Raw genomic sequence first — 22,935 nt, 5'->3', positions numbered from 1 at the left:
AGGGAGGGTTAGCCCGCTACCAGTACCCGGATCGCTTCCAGCCGAAGCGCCGCCTTGTCGAGCATCGCCAAGCCTTGCTCGCGTTGATTGCGCAAGGCAACCAGTTCGCTGTCCCGCACGGTCGGGTTGACGGCTTGCAGCGCAGTCAGGCGCGCCAGTTCTTCATCGGTATCGGCGGCCAGGCGACGTTTTGCCTCGGCGACACGCTCGGTGTGGCGCGGCAGGATTTTCTCTTCGCCGGCGTTGATCCGTGGCGTCAGTTGGTCGCGCTGGGCCTGGATGAACTTGTTGGCGCTGGCACGCGGCACGCTTTCCAACTGGTCGTTGAGGGTTTCAAACGATACCCGGGCTGAAAGGTCGTTGCCGTTGGTGTCCAGCAGGCAGCGCAGGGCGGCCGGTGGCAGGTAGCGGCCCAGTTGCAGTGAACGCGGGGCAACCACTTCGCTGACGTAGAGCAGTTCGAGCAACACGGTGCCCGGTTTGAGCGCCTTGTTCTTGATCAGTGCCACGGCGGTGTTGCCCATGGAACCCGACAACACCAGGTCCATGCCGCCTTGCACCATCGGATGTTCCCAGGTGATGAACTGCATGTCTTCGCGAGACAGCGCCTGGTTGCGGTCGTAGGTGATGGTCACGCCTTCGTCATCGCCCAGCGGGAAACTGGCGTCGAGCATTTTCTCGCTCGGCTTGAGGATCAGCGCGTTCTCTGAATGGTCTTCGCTGTCGATACCGAAGGCATCGAACAGGGTTTCCATGTAGATCGGCAGGGCGAACTGGTCGTCCTGTTCGAGAATCGCTTCCACCAGCGCTTCGCCTTCGCCAGCACCTCCGGAGTTGAGCTCCAGCAGGCGGTCACGGCCGGTGTGCAGCTCGGCTTCGAGGCGTTCGCGCTCGGCCCGGGCTTCGTCGATCAGCGTCTGCCACTCGCCGTCGTCGGCATTTTCCAGCAGAGGCAGCAGGCGCGGGCCGAACTGATGCTGTAAGGCGTTGCCGGTCGGGCAGGTATTGAGGAATGCGTTCAAGGCTTCGTGGTACCACTGGAACAGGCGCTCTTGAGGGCTGGTTTCCAGATAGGGCACGTGCAACTGGATGGTGTGTTTCTGGCCGATCCGGTCGAGACGGCCGATGCGCTGCTCCAGCAGGTCCGGGTGCGACGGCAGGTCGAACAGCACCAGGTGGTGCGAGAACTGGAAGTTGCGACCTTCACTGCCGATTTCCGAACAGATCAACACTTGCGCGCCGAATTCTTCGTCGGCGAAATAGGCGGCGGCGCGGTCGCGCTCGAGGATGTTCATGCCCTCGTGGAACACCGTGGCCGGGATGCCGGAGCGTACGCGCAGGGCGTCTTCAAGGTCCATCGCGGTTTCGGCGTGGGCGCAGATCACCAGCACTTTGGTGCGCTTGAGCATCTTGAGCGTGTCAATCAGCCACTCGACGCGTGGGTCGAATTTCCACCAGCGTTCTTCTTCGTTGGCGTCCGGTTGGGCCTGGAAGCTGACCTCCGGGTACAGCTCGGCGTGATCGCCCAGTGGCAGCTCGAGGTATTCGTCCGGCGACGGCAGCGGGTACGGATGCAGTACGCGCTCCGGGAAACCCTGCACAGCGGCGCGGGTGTTGCGAAACAGCACGCGGCCAGTGCCGTGACGATCGAGCAGCTCGCGCACCAGGCGGGCACTGGCTTCGGTGTCGCCATCGTTGACCGCGGTCAGCAGGGCCTCGCCCTCGTTGCCGAGGAAACCCTGGATGGTCTGGTGTGCTTGAGGCGACAGGCGACCCTTGTCCAGCAGTTCCTGAACCGCTTCGGCCACCGGGCGATAGTTATCGCTCTCGGCGCGGAAGGCGTGCAGGTCATGGAAACGGTTCGGGTCGAGCAGGCGCAGGCGGGCGAAGTGGCTGTCCTGCCCGAGTTGCTCCGGAGTGGCGGTGAGCAGCAGTACGCCGGGAATGACTTCGGCCAATTGTTCGACCAGCGAGTATTCGGGACTGACCTGGTCTTCGTGCCAGACCAGGTGGTGAGCTTCGTCGACCACCAGCAAGTCCCAGCCGGCGGCGAACAGCGCGTCCTGGGCCTTTTCGTCGTCAACCAGCCACTCAAGCGCCACCAGCGCCAATTGGGTGTCTTCGAACGGGTTGGTGGCATCGCTTTCGATGAAACGCTCTTCGTCGAACAACGCGACCTGCAGGTTGAAACGGCGGCGCATTTCCACCAGCCACTGGTGCTGCAGGTTTTCCGGAACCAGGATCAGCACGCGGCTGGCACGACCCGAGAGCAGTTGGCGATGGATGACCAGGCCGGCTTCGATGGTCTTGCCCAGACCCACTTCATCGGCCAGCAGAACCCGTGGCGCGATACGGTCGGCGACTTCACGGGCGATGTGCAACTGGTGGGCGATCGGTTGTGCGCGCACGCCACCCAGGCCCCAGAGCGAGGACTGCAACTGACGGCTGGTGTGTTCCAAGGTGTTGTAGCGCAGGGCGAACCAGGCCAGCGGGTCGATCTGCCCGGCGAACAGGCGATCGCTGGCCAGGCGGAACTGGATGAAGTTCGACAGCTGGGTTTCCGGCAGGGTGACTGCTTCGTTTTGCGCGTTGAGGCCGTGGTAAACCAGCAGGCCGTCGACGTCGTCGACTTCCTGTACGGTCAGTTTCCAGCCTTCGAAGTGGGTAATGGAGTCACCGGGCGAAAACCGCACACGGGTCAGGGGCGCATTCCGAAGCGCGTACTGGCGAGTCTCGCCAGTGGCCGGGTAGAGCACGGTCAACAAGCGGCCGTCCTGTGCCAGAACGGTGCCTAAACCCAGCTCTGCTTCGCTGTCACTGATCCAGCGTTGCCCCGGTTGATACTGCTGCGCCATGCTGCCTGACTCCCACCTTGAAAAAGCGGGCTATCTTAACGGAATGAGGGCTGGAGGGCCAAAGGACTCTCGGAAAAACTCACTGTCTCACCTTAGTTCAATACTTGATACGCCCGTAGCTCGGGGCACTTGTGAGTGCCAATCGGGTCACAGTTTGCGACCGATGGCTCAAGTCGCCATCCCCGCAGCCGAAAACCCGATGACAGGAGACAATAAAATCATGCTGCCACCGATGCTTCCCTTGAGTGCCGTGCCGGTTACGTCACAGCACGACCCGATCCGCCAGCGACCGGATATCCCACCCGTGGTGCCGGTGCAGGAAAGCTCCAACGAAAGTACCATCGACCTGCAGCAACGAGACCCTGAGGAAGCGGCTTATCAGTTGCGCGAGGAACAGCGCCGCAAGCAGGAGCAGCAGCGCCGTCGCCAGGAAGCCGATGAATTTCCTGAGGAACACCTGGCGATCCCCGGGGTCGACCTCAACGCTGACAACACCGTACCGGTCAAGCCGTTGATCGATGACGAGCCGCGTCAAGGCATGTGGGTCGATATCCAGGTCTAGCCGGTGGTAGCCGTCCAATTCGCATCCGGTATCGAGTTCGGGCAATAGACCACTGGCCATGGGCCTCGCCAGAACGCATTATTGGCGTAACGACACTTCACATGATGCGCTGAACGCCATGAGCCAAGACGACAAGTTGATCGACCTGAATGCCGAACGTGCCAAGCGCGTGCACGATCTCAACGAAAAACGCCTGAATGAAGTCCGCCAGGCATTCGAGCAGGCAATGCCGTTGGGAAAAACCGGCAAAAAGAAACCGAAGAACAAGCCGAAAAAGCGCTAATCCCCCCGTATTTATTGATGTAGGTCAGTTTCCTCCCTCCTTTGCGCCCAACCTCGGGCGATATTGATCCCGGTCAATTTCCTCCCCTGCCTGATTGGTTAACTTAGACCCATCGCAACAAGGCAAGCGCAGGAGGCCAGTCATGTTTTTCGACAACGTGGTGTTCGCCGGGGTGCTGACTGTCAGCCTCATGGTCTGTTTTTTTGCAGGGTTTGGATTTTTTATCTGGAAAGACGCACACAAGCGGAAAAAACCGTAGTTCTTTCTTGATGCAATGAGCACGCAAGGCATTTTGGGCAACTTCGGTTGCCCTTTTTTTTTCCTAAGAAATTTGCTGCTCGCGCTGCCCCCTGTAGGAGCGAGCTTGCTCGCGATGGCGATTAATCAGTGACATATAGGCTGACTGACACACTGCTATCGCGAGCAATCGAGCGTCGACCGGCTGCTCCTACAGGGGGCGGTGTCGCACTGTAGAGACAAAAAAAGGCGCGAACCTCTCGGAACGCGCCTTTTTCATTGCAGCATCTATCAGCTAGCCAGCGCCTTCGACGCCAGCCAGAACAGACCGGCCGACAGGCCTACGGTCGCTGGCAGGGTCAGCACCCAGGCGAGCAGGATGGTCTTGACCGTGCCGCTTTGCAGGCCGGCCTTGTTGGCGACCATGGTGCCAGCCACGCCCGAGGACAGCACGTGAGTGGTAGAGACCGGCAGGCTGAAGATGTTGGCCATACCGATCAGGCTCGCGGTGGTGATCTGCGCCGACATGCCCTGGGAGTAGGTCATGCCTTGCTTGCCGATCTTCTCGCCGATGGTCAGTACCACGCGTTTCCAGCCAACCATGGTGCCCAGGCCCAGGGCCAGTGCTACCGCCAGGATCACCCAGAACGGTGCGTATTCGGTGGTGGCGGTCAGGTCCTTGCGCAGTTTGTCCAGGTCCGCTTTTTCACGTGGGGCCAGGCCTGGTAGCTTGCTGACTTTCTTGGCGGTGTCATCCAGGCACAGCAGGTAGCGACGTACTTCGATACGGCTTTCCGATGGCAACGAGTGGTAGTCCGCTACGCCCTTGAGAGTATCGAGCAGGGCGTTGATGGTCGGTTCGGTCTGTTGCGGATTGCAACGGAATTTCTCCGGCAGATCGCCTTCCACGCTTTTGCCCAGGGCCAGGAACTCACCCAGGGTATCGCCATTGCGCTTGTAGAACTGGCTCAGGTGCAGGGTGGCGTCGCGAGTACGTTCGATCTGGTAGGTGGTGCTGCCCAGGTCGAGTACGAATTGCGCCGGGACGATACCGATCAGCACCAGCATGATCAGACCGATGCCTTTCTGGCCATCGTTGGAACCGTGTACGAAGCTCACGGCCATGGCCGAAATCACCAGGACCAGGCGGTTCCAGAATGGCGGATGCTTCTTGTCGTCGAGCTTGCGACGCTGTTCCGGCGTCTTGTGCATCTTGGACAGCGGGCGCCACCATTTCAGACCGATCAGGATCAGGGCCGCGACCAAAAAACCGGCCATGGGCGAGAACACCAGAGACGCACCGATATCGATCGCTTTCTGCCAGTTCACGCCATCGGCCAGCGGGATGTCGTTGATCAGGGCGTTGGCCAGGCCGACACCGAGGATCGAGCCGATCAGCGTATGGGAACTGGAGGCCGGGATACCGAAGTACCAGGTGCCCAGGTTCCAGGCGATCGCGGCAGCCAGCAACGAGAACACCATCGCCAGGCCGTGACCGGTATTGACGTTGATCAGCAGCTCCACCGGCAACAGGTGGACGATGGCGTAGGCCACGCCGACGCCGCCCAGCAGAACACCGAGGAAATTGAACACACCGGAAAAGAACACCGCCAGGTGCGGCGGCATGGCTTTGGTGTAGATAACGGTGGCAACCGCGTTAGCGGTGTCATGAAAGCCGTTGATGAACTCGAACGCGAGGACAAAGGTGAGGGCGAGCAAGAGGCTCACAAGCACCCAAGCATCCAGTCCGGTGAATAAATCGATCATGAAGGTTTTCTGACCCGGTCATAAGGGGGCGCGATTATGCCAGAAAAGACGGGTAATCGATGCACTAGCTGCTCATCGGTAACATTCTTCATTGATTTTTTTTGTCACATTGCCCCCGGATTGGTGCGCCTGCCGGCTTGCCCAAGCTCTTGAATTTCCAGGATTACCGCGCAAAAACAGGGGTTTCACACACCGTTGGGGGCGGTGTAAAGGCTTGTATGAAATATCTGAGAAGGGGACCAGACGTAAGCCAATTTCTCACCAGATAGATGAGATGACCGCTGCCCGCTCGTAGCGGGCGCGAATGGCAACATCGATGCACGCCGCTTTCAACGGTTGCAAATGCAGGCCCCGAAAGGACCCAGGCCGACGGGCTTATGGCTCTTCGGATCTGAGTTCCTTTTCCATCTTCTGCAGTTCCTGGTTAAAAGCTTGATCCTGAACGGTGGCGCGTTTACGCCATGGTTTGCGTTCCGGCTCGGGCTGAGCGGCGTAAGTGGTGATTTCTCCGCCGTAAACTTCCTTGTAACGTTGTTCCTGGCGCTCTAATTCGGCGCGCAGTTCTTCTTTCGTCACAGTGCTACCTGTATGGGTTGAGATGGATTCTGGTAAATCGCGCTGCATCCAATGTATCGACCGCGCTCGGTGAAAAATCAGTGCCGGGGTCGGCATTGTTTCAAGACACGGCGATCAATACTTCCATGTTGCAGGCGGCCACGGCACCAGAGCAAAACAGCTGACGTAGCATCAATTTCCTGATTAGCGAGCGCGCTGGCGGGACATTCGCGAATGAGCGTCAGGCACTGCTTTGGGTAACGGCGATTGAACATCGAGTTACCGGTGGCGGAACCGGCCAATCAGAAAAGCCAGTCGCCACTGACCTGCATTATAGCGACCGATTTGAAGAACACTATCGCCAAAGAGTTAAAAATGGATCTTGATGTGTGATGGGCTTTATAACTTGAAACTCTTTGCTTCCAATGTCCGCGATGTCTTTCTGACGCCATTAAGCTGTTTAACTTCAGACATTATATGAGGGGCTTTAATTCCCTTATCAAGGGCGAGCAAGTGCATGTAAGAGAACGGCGAAATCCGGCTGGACACCCCCGGTTCACACGTTGAGGTCGATTGCGATTATCGGGCGACGGTTCGATAATCGCCCAATCGTAATGGAGGTTGGCTTGTGCAAGAGGCATCGAGCCGCTTGTAATAGCCGTCGCCGAGCCGCGTGGGAAAAAGACCGATATGAATGATCAACTGCGCAACTCCTTCGCTTCCGTAGCGCCGCCGATTGTTGCGTCGCCCGCCAAGCGGATTCAGGCCATGACCGGCGATCCCGACTTCATGACGTCCCTAGCCCGTGGCCTGGCCGTAGTGCAAGCGTTCCAGGAGCGTAAACGGCACCTGACCATTGCCCAGATCAGCCACCGTACGGAAATTCCCCGCGCTGCCGTGCGACGTTGCCTGCACACCCTGATCAAGCTCGGCTACGCCACCACCGACGGGCGCACGTATTCGCTGTTGCCCAAGGTACTGACCCTGGGTCATGCCTATTTGTCCTCGACGCCCTTGGCGGTGTCGGCCCAGCCCTACCTGGACCGCATGAGCGAGCAACTCCACGAGGCCTGCAACATGGCCACGCTGGAAGGTGATGACATTTTATACATCGCCCGGTCGGCGACGACTCAGCGCCTGATTTCCGTTGATCTTTCCGTGGGCGGGCGCCTGCCGGCCTATTGCACATCCATGGGCCGCATCCTCCTGGCAGCGCTGGACGACACTTCCTTGCGTGAATACCTCGACCACGCTGACCTGCAAGCCAAGACCAGTCGAACCCTGCACACCCCCGAGGCATTGCTCGAATGCCTGCAAGAAGTCAGGCAACAAGGCTGGTGCATCGTCGACCAGGAACTGGAACAGGGCCTGCGCTCCATCGCCGTGCCGGTGTACGACGCTTCCGGCCAAGTGGTGGCGGCACTCAACGTCAGCACGCATGCCGGACGAGTCAGTCGAAGCGAGCTGGAACAGCGTTTTCTGCCGGGGCTGCTCGCGGCCAGCCGCAACCTTAGCGCCCAGTTATTTGCGTAGGTCGGTTCAGCGTATTTGTCCTGTCGCCTGCGCCGGGCGGCGTTCCGAGGTGCTTTTAAAGGATCAGTAGCAAGGTAACAATCTGTTCGATAAACGAACACTTAGTCGATTATCGGATTGTTTGGCTTTTTAGGCAGGCTTAACCTTCAGTCATCCGGCGCGCGCATCGCGCCTTGTTCATCCACTGTCGGTTCAAACAAAAACGGGAGCCTGCCCCCATGGCTGAAATCCTTTCGCTGCACGACGCGGTGAAGCAATTCGTCAACGACGGCGATACCGTCGCGCTCGAAGGCTTCACTCACCTGATCCCTACGGCGGCCGGTCATGAAATCATTCGTCAAGGCAAGAAAGACCTGACACTGGTTCGGATGACGCCTGACCTGATCTACGATCAACTGATCGGCGCCGGTTGCGCTCGCAAGCTGATTTTCTCCTGGGGCGGCAACCCGGGCGTTGGCTCCCTGCACCGTCTGCGTGATGCCGTCGAGAAGCAATGGCCACACGCTTTGGAAATCGAAGAACACAGCCACGCCGACCTGGCCAATGCCTACGTGGCTGGCGCTTCCGGTCTGCCGTTTGCGGTGCTGCGTGCCTACGCCGGCTCCGACCTGCCGAAGGTCAACCCGCTGATCAAGTCCGTGACGTGCCCGTTCACTGGTGAAGTGCTGGCGGCGGTGCCTTCGGTTCGGCCGGACGTCACCGTGATCCATGCGCAGAAAGCCGACCGCAAAGGCAACGTGCTGCTCTGGGGCATCCTCGGCGTGCAGAAGGAAGCGGCCTTGGCGGCCAAGCGCTGCATCGTCACCGTGGAAGAACTGGTCGATGACCTGAATGCGCCGATGAACGCCTGTGTCTTGCCGACCTGGGCCTTGAGTGCTGTCTGCCATGTGCCCGGTGGCGCTCATCCGTCTTATGCCCACGGCTACAACGAGCGCGACAACCGCTTCTATCAGGCCTGGGACCCGATTGCCCGCGATCGTGAAACGTTCACCGCGTGGATCAACGAGTACATCCATGGCTGCGCTGACTTCAGCGAGTTCCAGGCCAAGCTGGCCGCTGCTTCGGAGGCGAAGTAATGACTTACACCACCAATGAAATGATGACCGTCGCCGCTGCCCGTCGCCTGAAGAACGGTTCGGTGTGCTTTGTCGGCATCGGCCTGCCCTCCAAGGCGGCCAACCTGGCACGGCTGACGTCTTCGCCCGACGTGGTCCTGATCTACGAGTCGGGACCGATTGGTGCCAAGCCAAGCGTGTTGCCGCTGTCTATCGGTGACGGTGAGCTGGCGGAAACCGCCGACACCGTAGTCCCGACCGGTGAGATTTTTCGCTATTGGTTGCAGGGCGGGCGCATCGACGTCGGCTTCCTCGGCGCGGCGCAGGTCGACCGCTTCGGCAACATCAACACCACGGTGGTGGGCGACTATCATCAGCCGAAAGTACGCTTGCCGGGTGCCGGTGGCGCGCCGGAAATCGCCGGTTCCGCCAAGAGCGTGCTGATCATCCTCAAGCAGTCGGCGCGTTCCTTCGTCGACAAGCTGGACTTCATCACTTCCGTTGGCCATGGCGAGGGCGGTGATTCGCGCAAACGCCTCGGCCTGCCGGGCGCAGGTCCCGTGGGCATTATCACGGACCTGTGCATCATGGAACCGGAGGAGGGGACCAACGAATTCGTAGTCACCGCGTTGCACCCGGGCGTGACCCGCGAACAAGTGAGCGCCGCTACCGGCTGGCCGATCCGTTTCGCCGACACTGTCGAGGTCAACGTCGAACCTAGCGCGGTGGAGCTGCAGGCGCTGCGTGATCTTGAGGCTCGCACCGCAGCCGCCCACGGCCAGGCACCCGGAGAAGCATAATGCGCGACGTTTATATCTGTGACGCGATTCGTACCCCCATTGGCCGTTTCGGCGGCGGCTTGGCGGCGGTTCGCGCCGATGACCTGGCTGCCGTGCCGATCAAGGCCCTGATGGAACGCAACCCGTCGGTAGACTGGACCGCCGTGGACGAGGTGTTCCTCGGCTGCGCCAACCAGGCCGGCGAAGACAACCGCAACGTGGCACGCATGGCACTGCTGCTGGCGGGCCTGCCGGACAGCATTCCGGGTGTGACCCTCAATCGCCTGTGCGCTTCGGGCATGGATGCGATCGGCACGGCTTTCCGCGCCATCGCCAGTGGCGAAATGGAGTTGACGATCGCCGGTGGCGTCGAATCGATGTCCCGCGCGCCGTTCGTGATGGGCAAGGCCGATGCGGCGTTTTCGCGCAACATGAAGCTGGAAGACACCACCATCGGCTGGCGCTTCATCAACCCCCTGATGAAAGCCCAGTACGGTGTCGATGCAATGCCGCAAACCGCTGACAATGTGGCAGACGATTATCAGGTGTCCCGCGCCGATCAGGACGCGTTCGCCTTGCGCAGCCAGCAACGCACCGCTGCCGCCCAGGCGGCAGGTTACTTCGCCGAAGAAATCGTCGAAGTACGAATTGCCCACAAGAAGGGTGAGACCGTGGTCAGCCAGGACGAACATCCGCGCGCCGACACCACCCTGGAGGCGCTGAACAAACTGAAACCGGTCAACGGCCCGGACAAGACCGTCACCGCCGGTAACGCTTCAGGCGTTAACGACGGCGCGGCGGCGTTGATCCTGGCCTCGGCCGAAGCCGTGAAGAAACACGGCCTGACACCCCGCGCCAAAGTGCTGGGCATGGCCAGCGCCGGTGTGGCGCCGCGTGTGATGGGCATTGGCCCGGTGCCGGCGGTGCGCAAACTCACCGAGCGCCTGGGGGTGGCGGTCAGCGATTTCGACGTGATCGAACTCAATGAAGCCTTTGCCAGCCAGGGGCTGGCGGTGCTGCGTGAGCTGGGGATTGCCGACGACGCTCCCCAGGTCAACCCGAACGGTGGCGCCATCGCCCTGGGCCATCCGCTGGGCATGAGTGGTGCGCGCCTTGTGCTGACGGCGCTGCACCAACTGGAAAAGAGCGGCGGCAAGAAGGGGCTGGCGACCATGTGTGTCGGTGTTGGCCAAGGTTTGGCATTAGCCATCGAACGCGTCTGACGCTCGGCATCGGGCACGCCAGCTCACACAGGGTTTTAATCGCCTGGCCAATTGAGGAACGGGGGTGTTGCAAAGTGTGTCTAGACTTTCAATGTCCCCAAAGAGTGAACAAACAATGACTATCCCCTCAGCGACTACTGAGCACTACACCGGCGAAGAGCGCAGCAAACGGATTTTTGCGATTGTCGGTGCTTCGTCGGGCAATCTCGTCGAATGGTTCGATTTCTACGTCTACGCCTTTTGCGCGATCTATTTTGCCCCGGCGTTCTTCCCCTCGGACAACCCCACCGTGCAACTGGTGAACACCGCAGGCGTGTTCGCTGCCGGCTTCCTGATGCGCCCGATTGGCGGCTGGATTTTTGGCCGTGTCGCTGACAAGCATGGTCGCAAGAATTCGATGCTGATTTCGATTCTGATGATGTGCTTCGGCTCGCTGCTCATTGCCTGCCTGCCGACCTACAGCAGCATTGGCGTATGGGCACCGATCCTGCTGCTGTTCGCCCGTTTGCTCCAAGGGTTGTCGGTGGGGGGCGAGTACGGCACCACGGCCACCTACATGAGCGAAGTCGCGCTCAAGGGCCAGCGCGGTTTCTTTGCTTCGTTCCAGTATGTGACGCTGATTGGCGGGCAGTTGCTCGCCGTGTTGGTGGTGGTGATCCTGCAGCAGTTCCTCAGCGAAGATGAACTGCGTGCCTACGGCTGGCGTATCCCGTTCGTGGTCGGTGCGTTGGCGGCCTTGATCTCGCTGTTCCTGCGCCGCTCCTTGAAAGAAACCACCAGCAAGGAAATGCGCGAGAACAAGGATGCCGGCAGCATCGCGGCGCTGTTCCGCGATCACAAGGCGGCGTTCATTACTGTGCTTGGCTACACCGCCGGTGGCTCGCTGATTTTCTACACCTTCACCACCTACATGCAGAAGTACCTGGTCAACACCGCCGGCATGCATGCCAAGACCGCCAGTTACATCATGACCGGTGCGCTGTTCCTTTATATGTGCATGCAGCCGTTCTTCGGCATGCTCGCCGACAAGATCGGCCGACGTAACTCGATGCTCTGGTTCGGCGCACTGGGTACGCTGTGTACCGTGCCAATCCTGTTGACTCTGAAAAGCATCAGCAGCCCGTTCCTGGCCTTTGTGTTGATCACGTTGGCGCTGGCCATCGTCAGCTTCTACACCTCGATCAGCGGGCTGGTGAAAGCCGAGATGTTTCCGCCTGAGGTGCGTGCACTGGGCGTCGGCCTGGCGTATGCGGTGGCCAACGCGATCTTCGGCGGCTCGGCGGAATACGTGGCGCTGAGCTTGAAGGCCGGTGGCATGGAAAACTCCTTCTACTGGTACGTTACGGTGATGATGGCCGTGGCATTCCTGTTCAGCTTGCGTCTGCCGAAGCAGGCGAAATACCTGCATCACGACCTTTGATCCATCTGCGTGGGCCTTCAAGGCCCACGCTTTCAGTAACGGCCTATGAACCAGCGACCGGCCAATCAATTGCGATGCCTGCTGGACCCTGCCCATTACCTCGGCCACGCGCGCGCCTGGGCCGAGCTCGCGGTGGCCGAACATTCTGCTCCCTGAAGGAGATTGCTGTGGCTTTCGTACAACTCGCCGATGGCGAACTGCATTACCAACTCGATGGGCCAGTGGATGCACCGGTGCTGGTGCTGTCCAACTCGCTGGGCACCGACCTGCACATGTGGGACGCGCAGATCGCCGCGTTCACCGAGCACTTTCGTGTGTTGCGCTTCGACACCCGTGGCCACGGCCAGTCGCTGGTGACGCCGGGGCCGTACAGCATCGAACAGCTGGGGGCTGACGTGCTGGCCCTGCTGGATGCCTTGCACATCGAAAGAGCGCATTTCTGCGGGCTGTCGATGGGCGGCCTGATCGGTCAGTGGCTGGGCATCAATGCCGGCCATCGCTTGAACAAACTGGTGGTGTGCAATACGGCGGCGAAGATCGGCGATCCATCGATCTGGAACCCGCGAATCGAAACCGTGCTGCGCGATGGTGCGGCCGCCATGGTCGCCTTGCGCGATGCATCGATTGCGCGCTGGTTCACCCCGGACTTTGCCGAGGCCCACCCGGCGACGGCAAAAAAATCACCGACATGCTTGCCGCCACGTCGCCGCCAGGTTATGCCGCCAATTGCGCAGCGGTGCGCGATGCCGATTTCCGTGAGCAACTGGCCTCGATCAAGTCGCCGCTGTTGGTCATCGCGGGCACTGAGGATGCGGTAACTCCGCCGTCCGGTGGGCATTTTATCGAGGAGCATGTCCCAGGTGCCGAATACGCCGAGTTCCACGCGGCGCACTTGTCCAACGTTCAGGCCGGTGACGCGTTCAGCGAGCGGGTCATGGCGTTCTTGACGGCCCGTTGAGGGGCGATTTGTAGGCTAAAAACAACGTGGGGTTGAATCGCGGGATGGCCGGCGCTACCCCATAAAAACTTTCCCACGGACAACAAAAAAGCCCACCAAACGGTGGGCTTCATGCCTCTCAGCGGTCTATCAGAACAACCGCATCTTCGGCGCTTCTTCCTTCAACGGCTCAACCTTCGCCGTCTGCTCGTTCCAGCCACCGCCCAGTGCCTTGTACAGGTTCACGGCACTGGTCAGTTGCGCCAGACGATCGGTGATCAACGCCTGTTCGGCGCTGAACAGCTGACGCTGGGCATCGAGGAAGGTCAGGTTGCTGTCGACGCCAATGCGATAACGACGCTCGGCCAGGCGGTAGTAATCCTGGTTGGCGGTGACGAAATCACGTTGTGCCTGCAACTGCTCGGTGTAGGTCTGGCGGGCGGCCAGGCCATCAGCGACTTCCTGGAAGGCCGTTTGAATGGACTTCTCGTAGTTCGCCACGCCGATGTCTTTCTGGATCTTCGAGTAATCCAGGCTGGCGCGCAGGCTGCCGGCGTTGAAGATCGGCAGGTTGATCTGCGGCTGGAACAGCCAGGTGCCCGAGCCGCCCTTGAACAGGCCCGACAGGTCCGGGCTCAGGGTCCCGGCATTGGCGGTCAGGCTGATGCTCGGGAAGAACGCTGCGCGTGCCGCGCCGATATTGGCGTTGGCCGCTTTCAGGTTGTACTCGGCTTGCAGGATGTCCGGACGACGTTGCAGCAGGTCCGACGGCAAACCAGGCGGTACGTCGCTCAGCAGATCGTCAGACAGCGGCTTGCCTTCTCGCAGATTGGCCGGAATGGACGTGCCGAGCAGCAGCACCAGGCTGTTTTCATCCTGGGCGACCTGGCGAGTGTAACGGGCCAGTTGCGCACGGGCGTTTTCCACCGAGGTGCGCGACTGCGCCAGGTCCAGCGCCGAGGCGACGCCCACTTCGTTGCTGCGCGAGGTGAGCTTGTAGCTCTCCTCGAACGCACCCAGGGTGTCCTGAGTCAGCTTGCGCAGTTCTTTATCGGCCTGCCAGGTCAGGTAGGCATTCGCCACACTGGCCACCAGGCTGATTTGCGTGCTGCGACGGCCTTCTTCGGTAGCGAAGTACTGTTGCAAGGCTTGTTCGCTCAGGCTGCGAACCCGACCGAACAGGTCAAGTTCATAGGCGCTGATGCCGACGGTGGCGGAGTAGGAACTGGTGATCCCCGCCTGACCGGTCTGCGATGCATCCGCCGGAACCCGCTGACGGCTGCCGGTGGCGTTGGCGGAAACGGCCGGGTACAGGTCGGCACGCTGGATGCGGTACTGCGCGGCGAACGCATCGATGTTCAGTGCCGCGACGCGCAGGTCGCGGTTGTTTTCCAGGGCAACCTGAATCAACTGTTGCAGGGCCGGGTCATGGAAAAACTGCTTCCAGCCTTGCTCCGCAGCTGCCTGGGCAGGCGCCTGGGCCGGCGAGTACGCCGGACCTTGCGGGTACTGAGCCTCAACCGGCGCTTGTGGCTGCTGGTAGTCAGGGATCAGCGAGCAGCCGCTCAGCACGAAGGCGGCGACTGCGATGGAGAGTAGCGACTTGCTCATTGGCCAGCCTCTTTGGAAGATTCGAATGCAGCGTCCTGGTCGGCGATCTTGCGCTGGCCAATGGACGATACGGCGACGAAGAACAACGGGACCCAGAAGATCGCGAGTACGGTGGCGGTGATCATACCGCCAATTACCACAGTACCGATTGCATGTTGGCTGCCGGAGCCCGCACCCGTGGAAATCGCCAGCGGTACAACGCCGAGGATAAACGCCAGCGAGGTCATGATGATCGGGCGCAGCCGCATGCGGCAGGCTTCGATCGCCGCATCGGCGAGGCTGCGGCCCTGCTCATGCAGTTCCTTGGCGAATTCGACAATCAGGATGGCGTTTTTCGCCGCCAGACCGATGGTCGTCAACAGGCCCACCAGGAAGTACACATCATTGGACAACCCGCGCAAGCTGGTGGCCAACAGGGCACCGATAATCCCCAGCGGTACCACGAGCACCACCGCAATCGGGATCGACCAGCTTTCGTACAACGCCGCCAGACACAGGAACACCATCAGCAACGACAGGGCGAACAGCGCCGGTGCCTGGGAACCTGCCAGGCGTTCTTCATACGACAGACCGGTCCAGGAAATGCCCACGCCCGCTGGCAGTTTCTTGGCAATGGCTTCGACTTCTGCCATGGCTTCACCGGTGGAATAACCCGGTGCCGGGGCGCCGAGGATTTCGACCGCTTCCACACCGTTGTAGCGCGACAGCTTCGGCGAACCGTAGATCCACTCACCCTTGGCGAACGCCGAGAACGGCACCATGGTTCCGGCGCTGTTGCGCACGTACCACTTCTGCAGGTCTTCAGGGCTCATGCGCGAGTCCGGCTGGCCTTGTACGTACACTTTCTTCACCCGACCGCGGTCGATGAAGTCGTTGACGTAGCTACTGCCCAGGGCAATCGACAGAGTGCTATTGATGTCGGCGATGGTAATGCCCAGGGCACTGGCCTTCTCGTCATCGATTTCCAACTGGTATTGCGGTTCGTCGTTCAAACCGTTCGGACGCACTTGCGTCAGCACCTTGCTCTGGGCCGCCATGCCCAGGAACTGATTGCGTGCTTCCATCAGTTTCTGGTGACCCAGACCGGCACGGTCCTGCAGGAACACGTCGAAACCGGTGGCATTACCCAGCTCCAATACCGCAGGCGGTGCGAAGGCGAACACCATGGCGTCACGGAAGGTGAAGAAGTGCTGTTGGGCACGGGCTGCCACCTTGAACACGCTGTTGTCGGCGTTACGATCACCCCATGGCTTGAGCATGATAAATGCCATGCCGGAGCTCTGGCCACGGCCGGCGAAGTTGAAGCCGGTCACGGTAAACACCGAGTTCACGGCATCACCTTCACCACCATCCTTGCCTGGTCGCAGCAGGTATTCACGCATCTGGTCCACGACCACTTGTGTGCGCTGGGCAGTGGAACCTGCCGGTGTCTGCACCTGGGCAAACAGTACGCCCTGGTCTTCCTCGGGGAGGAACGAGGAAGGAATGCGCATGAACAGCCAGATCATACCGATGACGATGATTACGTAGGCCAGCAGGTAGGGCGCCTTGTGACGCAGGATGTTGCCGACGCCACGCTCGTAGCTGTTCACGCTGCGGTCGAAGTTGCGGTTGAACCAGCCGAAGAAGCCGCGCTTGGACGTGCCGTGATCACCTTTGGCAACCGGCTTGAGCATGGTCGCGCACAGGGCCGGGGTGAAGATCAGGGCAACCAGCACCGACAGGGCCATGGCCGAGACGATGGTGATGGAGAACTGCTTGTAGATCACACCGGTGGAACCACCGAAGAATGCCATCGGCAGCAGTACCGCCGAGAGCACCATGGCAATACCGACCAGGGCGCCCTGAATCTGACCCATGGATTTTTTCGTGGCTTCCTTGGGTGACAGGCCTTCTTCGCTCATCACCCGCTCGACGTTTTCCACCACGACGATGGCGTCGTCCACCAGCAAGCCGATGGCCAGCACCATGCCGAACATGGTCAGGGTGTTGATGCTGAAACCGGCTGCGGCGAGGATACCGAACGTACCCAGCAATACCACCGGCACGGTCATTGTGGTGATGACCGTGGCGCGGAAGTTCTGCAGGAACAGGAACATCACCAGGAACACCAGCACGACGGCTTCGACCAGGGTTTCAACCACGCTCTCGATCGAGGCGGTCACCACGGGCGTGGTGTCGTACGGGAACACCACTTCCATCCCTTGCGGGAAGAAGGGCTTGAGGTTATCGATGGTGGTACGCAGGGCTTTTGCCGTGTCGAGGGCGTTGGCACCGTTGGCCAGTTTTACCGCCAGGCCGGAAGCCGGCGCGCCGTTGAACTGGGCGTTGATGCTGTAGTTCTCGCCACCCAGACCGACGTCCGCGACGTCCTTGAGGCGTACCTGCGAGCCGTCCTTGTTGACTTTGAGCAGGATCTTGTCGAACTGCTCGGCGGTCTGCAAGCGAGTCTTGCCGATGATCGTCGCGTTCAACTGGGTGCCGGGCAGGGCAGGCAAGCCGCCGAGTTGGCCGGAAGACACCTGGACGTTTTGCGCGGCGATGGCGGTCTTCACGTCGACCGGGGTCAGGTTGAATTTGTTCAACTTGGCCGGATCGAGCCAGATGCGCATGGCGTACTGCGAACCGAACACCTGGAAGTCACCGACACCAGCGGTCCGGGAGATCGGGTCCTGCATGTTGGACACGATGTAGTTGGACAGGTCGTCCTTGGTCATGCTGCCGTCGCGGGAGACCACGCCGATCACCAACAGGAAGTTCTTCACGGCCTTGGTGACGCGGATACCCTGCTGCTGCACTTCTTGCGGCAGCAACGGGGTGGCGAGGTTCAGCTTGTTCTGGACCTGGACCTGCGCGGTATCGGAGTTGGTGCCTTGCTCGAAGGTCGCGGTGATGGTCATGGTGCCGTCGGAGTTACTTTCCGAAGACACATAACGCAGGTTGTCGATACCGTTGAGCTGTTGCTCGATGACCTGCACCACAGTGTCCTGCACGGTTTGCGCGGAGGCACCCGGGTAGGTCACGGAAATGGCGATCGCCGGAGGCGCAATGCTCGGGTATTGGTTGATCGGCAACTTGAGGATCGATAGAGCCCCGACCAGCATGATCACCAGGGCAATGACCCAGGCGAAAATCGGACGGTCGATAAAAAATTTCGACATGGTTTACTCCCCTTTGCCGCTGGAAGCCTTGTCAGCTGCCTGAGCGGGGGCCGGGTTCTTCGCGCCGACGTTGGTCGCTTCGCTGGCTTTGACTTCAATGCCAGGTTTGACGTATTGCAGACCTTCGGTGATCAGACGATCGCCGGCTTTAAGACCGTCTTCGATCAGCCACTGGTTGCCGACGGTGCGGCTGGCCTTGAGCTGACGCAGTTCGACCTTGTTGTCGGCGCCGACGACCATCGCGGTCGGGCTGCCCTTGAGGTCACGGGTCACGCCTTGCTGCGGCGCCAGGATCGCCGCGCTGTTCACGCCGGCTTGCAGCTGCGCATGGACAAACATGCCTGGCAACAGCGTGTGATCCGGGTTCGGGAATACGGCGCGCAGGGTCACGGAACCGGTGGTCTGGTCAACCGAGACTTCGGAGAACTCGAGCTTGCCGTCCAGTTTGTACTGGCTGCCATCCTCGAGAGTGAGCTTGACCGCCGCTGCGTTGTCCCCGGATTTCTGCAGGCGACCGCTTTCCAGGTCGCTGCGCAGCTTCAGCAATTCCACCGAGGACTGGGTGACGTCGACGTAGATCGGGTCCAGTTGCTGGATCACCGCCATCGCATCGGTCTGACCGCTGGTGACCAACGCGCCTTCGGTCACGCTGGAGCGGCCGATACGGCCGGTGATAGGCGCATAGACCTTGGTGTAGCGCACATTGATCTGCGCGCTTTGCAAGGCGGCTTCCGATTGCAGGCGATTGGCCAGGGCGGTGTCGTATTCCTGGCGGCTGACGGCCTGTTCGTTGACCAGCTGCTTGTAGCGATCAGAGATCGATTTGGTCTGTTGCAGGTTGGCTTCGGCGCTTTTGAGCGTCGCCTCATACACAGCCGGGTCGATCTGATACAGCTGCTGGCCAACCTTGACGTCGCCGCCTTCCTTGAACAGGCGCTTGAGAATGATGCCGTTGACCTGTGGGCGAACTTCGGCGATGCGGTAGGCGCTCGTGCGTCCCGGCAAATCCGAGGTCAGGGTGAAGGCTTGAGGTTGCAGGGTGACGACGCCGACCTGAGGCGGTGGAGCGGCGGGCGCCGCCTCTTCCTTTTTACATCCGCTGAGCAGCGATGCAAGGGCGACGGCGGCGACCAGAGCGGTAACAGCTGGCTTGAATTGCATGAAAATCCTCGGGTCAGGCGCGCAAATTGCGCACAGGAAATGTGAAAGGTAAAAAAATCGGCGCTGAGTGGATAAGTAGCTTGCTAAGAAATATACTTACGTTCATGGTTGTTTGTAAATACCTTTGGTGCGTATCCTAGCCCTTACAAAAGCTGTTTCAAAGCTCGAATTTGTAGGTCGGGGACGACGCCCAAGAGCGCTCGCCCCTATTTATTCAGCGCCTGTTCAAGCACTGCTGAAGCACCCTGATTGAGGTTGTACTGCCATGGTCCGTCGTACCAAAGAGGAAGCTCAGGAAACCCGTAGCCAGATACTCGAAGCGGCCGAGAAAGCCTTTTACGAGCGGGGCGTTGCGCGCACCACACTGGCCGACATTGCGACCCTGGCCGGCGTGACGCGCGGCGCCATTTACTGGCATTTCAGTAACAAGGCGGACCTCGTGCAGGCCATGCTCGATACGCTGCATGAGCCGCTGGATGAAATGGCCAAAGCCAGCGAAAACGAAGATGAACCCGACCCTCTGGGCTGCATGCGCAAGCTGCTGATTCATTTGTTTCATCAAGTTGCGCTGGACCCGAAAACCCGGCGCATCAATGAGATTTTGTTTCATAAGTGCGAGTTCACCGATGAAATGTGCGACCTGCGCCAGCAGCGGGTGGACGCCTGCCTCGAATGCAATGTACGCATCGGCCTGGCGCTGCGAAATGCTGTGAATCGCGGGCAACTGCCGCAGGACCTCGACACCGTGCGTGCCGCGATCAGTCTGCATGCGTTCATTGATGGCATCCTGTATCAATGGTTATTGGCGCCCGACAGTTTTCAACTGCACACCGAGGCCGAGCGTTGGGTCGACACCGGGCTGGACATGCTGCGCCTGAGCCCCAGCCTGCGCAAATGAAACAAAATTCGTGATGGGGTGCTGTTATATACGGCCGATGGCCATGTTGACAGCCGGTAAACGGCGTATTTTGTAGGAATTTTGTGTCGCTTTGCCGCGCCCCACACTACGCATCCTCTGTAGGAGCGAGCATGCTCGCGATGGTCGTCAACGATGACGCTGGTATCATGATGCCCCGCGGTGTCCGAGCTACCATCGCGAGCAAGCTCGCTCCTACAGGGGAGGGCACAGCTTCAAACAATTAAAAAAGCCCCGGCTCTTTCGAGTCGGGGCTTTTTGCGTTACGGGTTCTGCCTTACAACGTCGGGTAGTCGATGTAACCCACCGGCCCTTTGCCGTAGAACGACTCTGGGCGTGGCTCGTTGAGCGCCGCATCGGCCTTCAGGCGCGCCGGCAGGTCCGGGTTGGCGATGAACGGGATGCCAAAGGCCACCGCGTCGGCTTTACCGCTCGCCAGCCAGGCGTTGGCGCTGTCCTTGGTGAAGCGTTCGTTGGCGATGTAGGGACCGCCGAACGCTTCCTTGAGGGTCGGGCCAAGGCTGTCGGCACCTTCCTGCTCACGGGAGCAGATGAACGCGATGCCACGCTTGCCCAGCTCGCGAGCCACGTAGGTGAAGGTTTCCGCCAGGTTGTCGTCGCCCATGTCGTGGGAGTCGGCGCGTGGCGCCAGGTGCACACCGACACGGCCTGCGCCCCAGACGTCGATCGCGGCGTCCGTGACTTCGAGCAACAGGCGGGCACGGTTTTCCAGGGAGCCGCCGTATTGGTCGGTGCGCTGGTTGGTGCTGCTTTGCAGGAACTGGTCGAGCAGGTAGCCGTTGGCACCGTGGATTTCCACGCCGTCGAAGCCGGCGGCCTTGGCGTTTTCTGCGCCAGTGCGATAGGCCTCGATGATCTCGGCGATTTCATCGGTTTCCAGGGCGCGAGGGGTTGGATAGTCGGCCATTGGACGCACCAGGCTGACGTGGCCCTTTGGCTGGATGGCGCTTGGCGCAACCGGCGCTTCACCGTTCAGGTATGACGGGTGGGATACCCGGCCGACGTGCCACAGTTGCAGGAAGATCTTGCCGCCTGCGCCGTGGATCGCCTTGGTGATGTTGGTCCAGCCACGCACCTGGTCGTTGGACCAGATACCCGGGGTGTCCGGGTAGCCGACGCCCATCGGGGTGACCGAGGTGGCTTCGCTGAGGATCAGGCCCGCCGAAGCACGTTGCACGTAGTACTCGGCCATCAGCGCGTTGGGCACGCGACCTTCGTCGGCGCGGCAGCGGGTCAGCGGCGCCATGATGATGCGGTTGGACAACTCGACGTCGCCGAGTTTGATTGGATCGAAAAGAGTCGTCATTTGAAAATCCTTCGTTAGGTATCAGTGAGTAGCAGCCAGCTCGGGATTACCGTTCTGGCGGAAAGTGATCAGGGTGGCCAAGAGGGCGAGTACTGCCAGAGCAGCGGCCGCGAGGGGCACGTTGGCCAGGCCGAAACCGTGGGCGATGACGCTGCCGCCGACCCAGGCACCCAAGGCGTTGCCGACGTTGAAAGCGCCGATGTTCAGGGTCGATACCAGGTTGGGTGCGGCCTTGCCGTAGGTCACCACGTTGACTTGCAGGGCGGGCACTGCGGCAAAGCACGCGGTGGCCCATAGGAACAGGGTGATCTCGGTGGGGATCAGCGCGACGCTGGTCCAGGTCAGCACTGTGGACACCACCGCCATGGTGATGAATACCCCGATCAACGTGGCGGCCAGCCCCTTGTCTGCCAGCTTGCCGCCGATGATGTTGCCGACAGTCAGGCCCAGGCCGATGAGCATCAGGGTCCAGGTGACGCCGCGAGGCGAGACACCGGTCACTTCGCCCAGCAACGGCGCGACATAGGTAAAGAGGGTGAACACCGACGCGGCGAAAAGCGCGGTCATGCTCAGCGACAGCCAGATGCCAGCGCCTTTGAGGGCGCGCAGTTCGGCGCGCATGTCGAGTTTTTCTTCGTCGCGCTTGGCCGGCAGGAATCGGATCAGGCCAATCAGCGCAATCACGCCGATCACGGTCACCGCCCAGAAGGTCGAGCGCCAGCCGGCTTGTTGTCCGAGCGCCGTGCCCAGCGGCACGCCGAGGACGTTGGCCAGGGTCAGGCCGGTGAACATCAGGGCCACGGCCGAGGCGCGTTTGTTGGCGGGCACCAGGTTGGCGGCCACCACCGAGCCAATACCAAAAAAAGCGCCGTGACACAGGGCGGTAATCACACGGGCGAACATCAGCACGTTGTAATCAGTGGCCAGGGCGCATAACAGGTTGCCGATGATGAAAATGCCCATCAACACGACCAGTGCAGCCTTGCGTGGCAATTTGGCGGTGGCCAGTGCCATGAACGGCGCACCGATGGCCACGCCCAGGGCGTAGCCGGTCACCAGCCAGCCGGCGCCGGGGATCGACACACCGAGGTCGGCCGCCACTTCGGGCAGCAGGCCCATGATGACGAACTCGGTGGTGCCGATGGCGAAGGCGCTCAAGGCCAGAATGAGTAGCGAGAGGGGCATTGTTGATTCCTTGACCCTGAAGGTTCAGAGCTCTTTGCTGAAGGCGCTGAGGAAGGCCTGGATGGTTTCCTCGTTGCGTTTGAAGAAGTGCCACTGGCCGACTTTGCGGCTGCTGATCAGGCCGGCGCGTTGCAATGTCGCCAGGTGCGCGGACACCGTGGACTGCGATAAACCGCAACGTTGATCGATCTGCCCGGCGCAAACGCCATGTTCATTGCTGTGGCTTTGGTCAGGAAATTCGACGGAGGGATTTTTGAGCCAGTGCAGGATGTCTCGCCGTACCGGGTGAGCCAGGGCTTTTATTATTTCGTCGAGGTCAATCTTCATGGCTTGGGGCCTGTCATGTGTAAAACGTTATATCGCGATGA

Annotated in this window: 19 protein-coding genes and 1 pseudogene; 11 read left to right on the top strand and 9 right to left on the bottom strand. The window is 60.6% G+C overall.

Annotated features, from left to right (window positions below):
* Positions 1-8 precede the first annotated feature (8 nt).
* A complete protein-coding gene (rapA, locus tag AB4N33_RS15525) occupies positions 9-2,855 on the bottom strand; it encodes an RNA polymerase-associated protein RapA (protein WP_460117379.1) in 2,847 nt (948 codons plus the stop codon).
* Positions 2,856-3,075: 220 nt separating this feature from the next.
* Between rapA and AB4N33_RS15520 the strand changes: the two genes are divergently transcribed.
* The 3 genes from AB4N33_RS15520 to ccoM all read left to right on the top strand — a co-directional run bounded on the left by AB4N33_RS15520 (position 3,076) and on the right by ccoM (position 3,959).
* Positions 3,076-3,417, top strand: coding sequence for an aspartate-semialdehyde dehydrogenase (locus AB4N33_RS15520; protein WP_460140092.1), 342 nt, complete (start codon positions 3,076-3,078; stop codon positions 3,415-3,417).
* A 118-nt stretch (positions 3,418-3,535) separates the two neighbouring features.
* Positions 3,536-3,700 (top strand): hypothetical protein, encoded by a 165-nt coding sequence (locus tag AB4N33_RS15515; protein ID WP_460117377.1) that lies wholly within the window; start codon positions 3,536-3,538, stop codon positions 3,698-3,700.
* A gap of 142 nt (positions 3,701-3,842) precedes the next feature.
* Positions 3,843-3,959, top strand: coding sequence for a cytochrome c oxidase subunit CcoM (gene ccoM, locus AB4N33_RS15510; RefSeq protein WP_460117376.1), 117 nt, complete (start codon positions 3,843-3,845; stop codon positions 3,957-3,959).
* 269 nt (positions 3,960-4,228) lie between these two features.
* Here the strand turns inward: ccoM and AB4N33_RS15505 are convergent, their stop codons facing one another.
* Both AB4N33_RS15505 and AB4N33_RS15500 read right to left on the bottom strand, forming a co-directional pair.
* Entirely contained in the window at positions 4,229-5,704 is a 1,476-nt protein-coding gene (locus AB4N33_RS15505) for an inorganic phosphate transporter (RefSeq protein WP_460117375.1), read from the bottom strand.
* A 375-nt stretch (positions 5,705-6,079) separates the two neighbouring features.
* Entirely contained in the window at positions 6,080-6,280 is a 201-nt protein-coding gene (locus AB4N33_RS15500) for a hypothetical protein (protein ID WP_476457692.1), read from the bottom strand.
* A gap of 669 nt (positions 6,281-6,949) precedes the next feature.
* Here AB4N33_RS15500 and pcaR point away from each other — a divergent pair.
* The 7 genes and pseudogenes from pcaR to AB4N33_RS15465 all read left to right on the top strand — a co-directional run bounded on the left by pcaR (position 6,950) and on the right by AB4N33_RS15465 (position 13,087).
* Positions 6,950-7,792, top strand: coding sequence for a pca regulon transcriptional regulator PcaR (gene pcaR, locus AB4N33_RS15495; protein WP_368557436.1), 843 nt, complete (start codon positions 6,950-6,952; stop codon positions 7,790-7,792).
* Between the two features lie 218 nt (positions 7,793-8,010).
* Positions 8,011-8,868 (top strand): CoA transferase subunit A, encoded by an 858-nt coding sequence (locus tag AB4N33_RS15490; RefSeq protein WP_476457691.1) that lies wholly within the window; start codon positions 8,011-8,013, stop codon positions 8,866-8,868.
* Positions 8,868-9,647 carry a CoA-transferase subunit beta gene (locus AB4N33_RS15485; protein WP_460117372.1) on the top strand — a complete coding sequence of 260 codons (780 nt, stop codon included), beginning with the start codon at positions 8,868-8,870 and terminating at the stop codon, positions 9,645-9,647. Before AB4N33_RS15490 ends, AB4N33_RS15485 begins: the two co-directional genes overlap by 1 nt.
* Entirely contained in the window at positions 9,644-10,849 is a 1,206-nt protein-coding gene (gene pcaF / locus AB4N33_RS15480; protein ID WP_460126802.1) for a 3-oxoadipyl-CoA thiolase, read from the top strand. The genes AB4N33_RS15485 and pcaF overlap by 4 nt, the downstream gene beginning before the upstream one ends.
* Positions 10,850-10,964: 115 nt before the next feature.
* Positions 10,965-12,269, top strand: a complete 1,305-nt coding sequence (locus AB4N33_RS15475) for an MFS family transporter (protein WP_460117371.1) — start codon at positions 10,965-10,967, stop codon at positions 12,267-12,269.
* Positions 12,270-12,338: 69 nt separating this feature from the next.
* Positions 12,339-12,425: pseudogene (locus AB4N33_RS15470) on the top strand (hypothetical protein); the annotation flags it as partial.
* An 11-nt stretch (positions 12,426-12,436) separates the two neighbouring features.
* Positions 12,437-13,087, top strand: a complete 651-nt coding sequence (locus tag AB4N33_RS15465) for an alpha/beta fold hydrolase (RefSeq protein WP_476457690.1) — start codon at positions 12,437-12,439, stop codon at positions 13,085-13,087.
* Positions 13,088-13,356: 269 nt separating this feature from the next.
* On the opposite strand, the gene emhC is transcribed toward AB4N33_RS15465, so the two are convergent.
* Genes emhC through emhA form a run of 3 tightly spaced genes read right to left on the bottom strand, consistent with a single transcriptional unit; the run spans position 13,357 to position 19,139 of the window.
* The gene (emhC, locus tag AB4N33_RS15460) at positions 13,357-14,817 is read right to left on the bottom strand and encodes an efflux RND transporter outer membrane subunit EmhC (protein ID WP_460117369.1); all 1,461 of its coding nucleotides are present in this window, start codon (positions 14,815-14,817) and stop codon (positions 13,357-13,359) included.
* On the bottom strand, positions 14,814-17,978 hold the full coding sequence (gene emhB / locus AB4N33_RS15455; protein ID WP_460117368.1) for an efflux RND transporter permease subunit EmhB: 3,165 nt from the start codon (positions 17,976-17,978) through the stop codon (positions 14,814-14,816). Before emhB ends, emhC begins: the two co-directional genes overlap by 4 nt.
* 3 nt (positions 17,979-17,981) lie before the next feature.
* On the bottom strand, positions 17,982-19,139 hold the full coding sequence (gene emhA, locus AB4N33_RS15450) for an efflux RND transporter periplasmic adaptor subunit EmhA (RefSeq protein ID WP_460140087.1): 1,158 nt from the start codon (positions 19,137-19,139) through the stop codon (positions 17,982-17,984).
* A gap of 265 nt (positions 19,140-19,404) precedes the next feature.
* Between emhA and emhR the strand changes: the two genes are divergently transcribed.
* Positions 19,405-20,037 carry an efflux system transcriptional repressor EmhR gene (gene emhR / locus AB4N33_RS15445; RefSeq protein WP_460117366.1) on the top strand — a complete coding sequence of 211 codons (633 nt, stop codon included), beginning with the start codon at positions 19,405-19,407 and terminating at the stop codon, positions 20,035-20,037.
* Positions 20,038-20,332: 295 nt separating this feature from the next.
* On the opposite strand, the gene AB4N33_RS15440 is transcribed toward emhR, so the two are convergent.
* Genes AB4N33_RS15440 through AB4N33_RS15430 form a run of 3 tightly spaced genes read right to left on the bottom strand, consistent with a single transcriptional unit; the run spans position 20,333 to position 22,894 of the window.
* Complete coding sequence (locus AB4N33_RS15440; RefSeq protein WP_460117365.1) at positions 20,333-21,382, bottom strand: alkene reductase; 1,050 nt, start codon at positions 21,380-21,382, stop codon at positions 20,333-20,335.
* Between the two features lie 21 nt (positions 21,383-21,403).
* Positions 21,404-22,567 (bottom strand): MFS transporter, encoded by a 1,164-nt coding sequence (locus AB4N33_RS15435; RefSeq protein ID WP_476457689.1) that lies wholly within the window; start codon positions 22,565-22,567, stop codon positions 21,404-21,406.
* A gap of 24 nt (positions 22,568-22,591) precedes the next feature.
* A complete protein-coding gene (locus AB4N33_RS15430; RefSeq protein WP_460117363.1) occupies positions 22,592-22,894 on the bottom strand; it encodes an ArsR/SmtB family transcription factor in 303 nt (100 codons plus the stop codon).
* Positions 22,895-22,935: the final 41 nt, after the last annotated feature.

It is taken from the genome of Pseudomonas sp. S1_E05 (assembly GCF_056337105.1).
The sequence above is the reverse complement of the archived record's forward strand: the minus strand, read 5'-3'. Positions and strand labels throughout refer to the sequence as shown.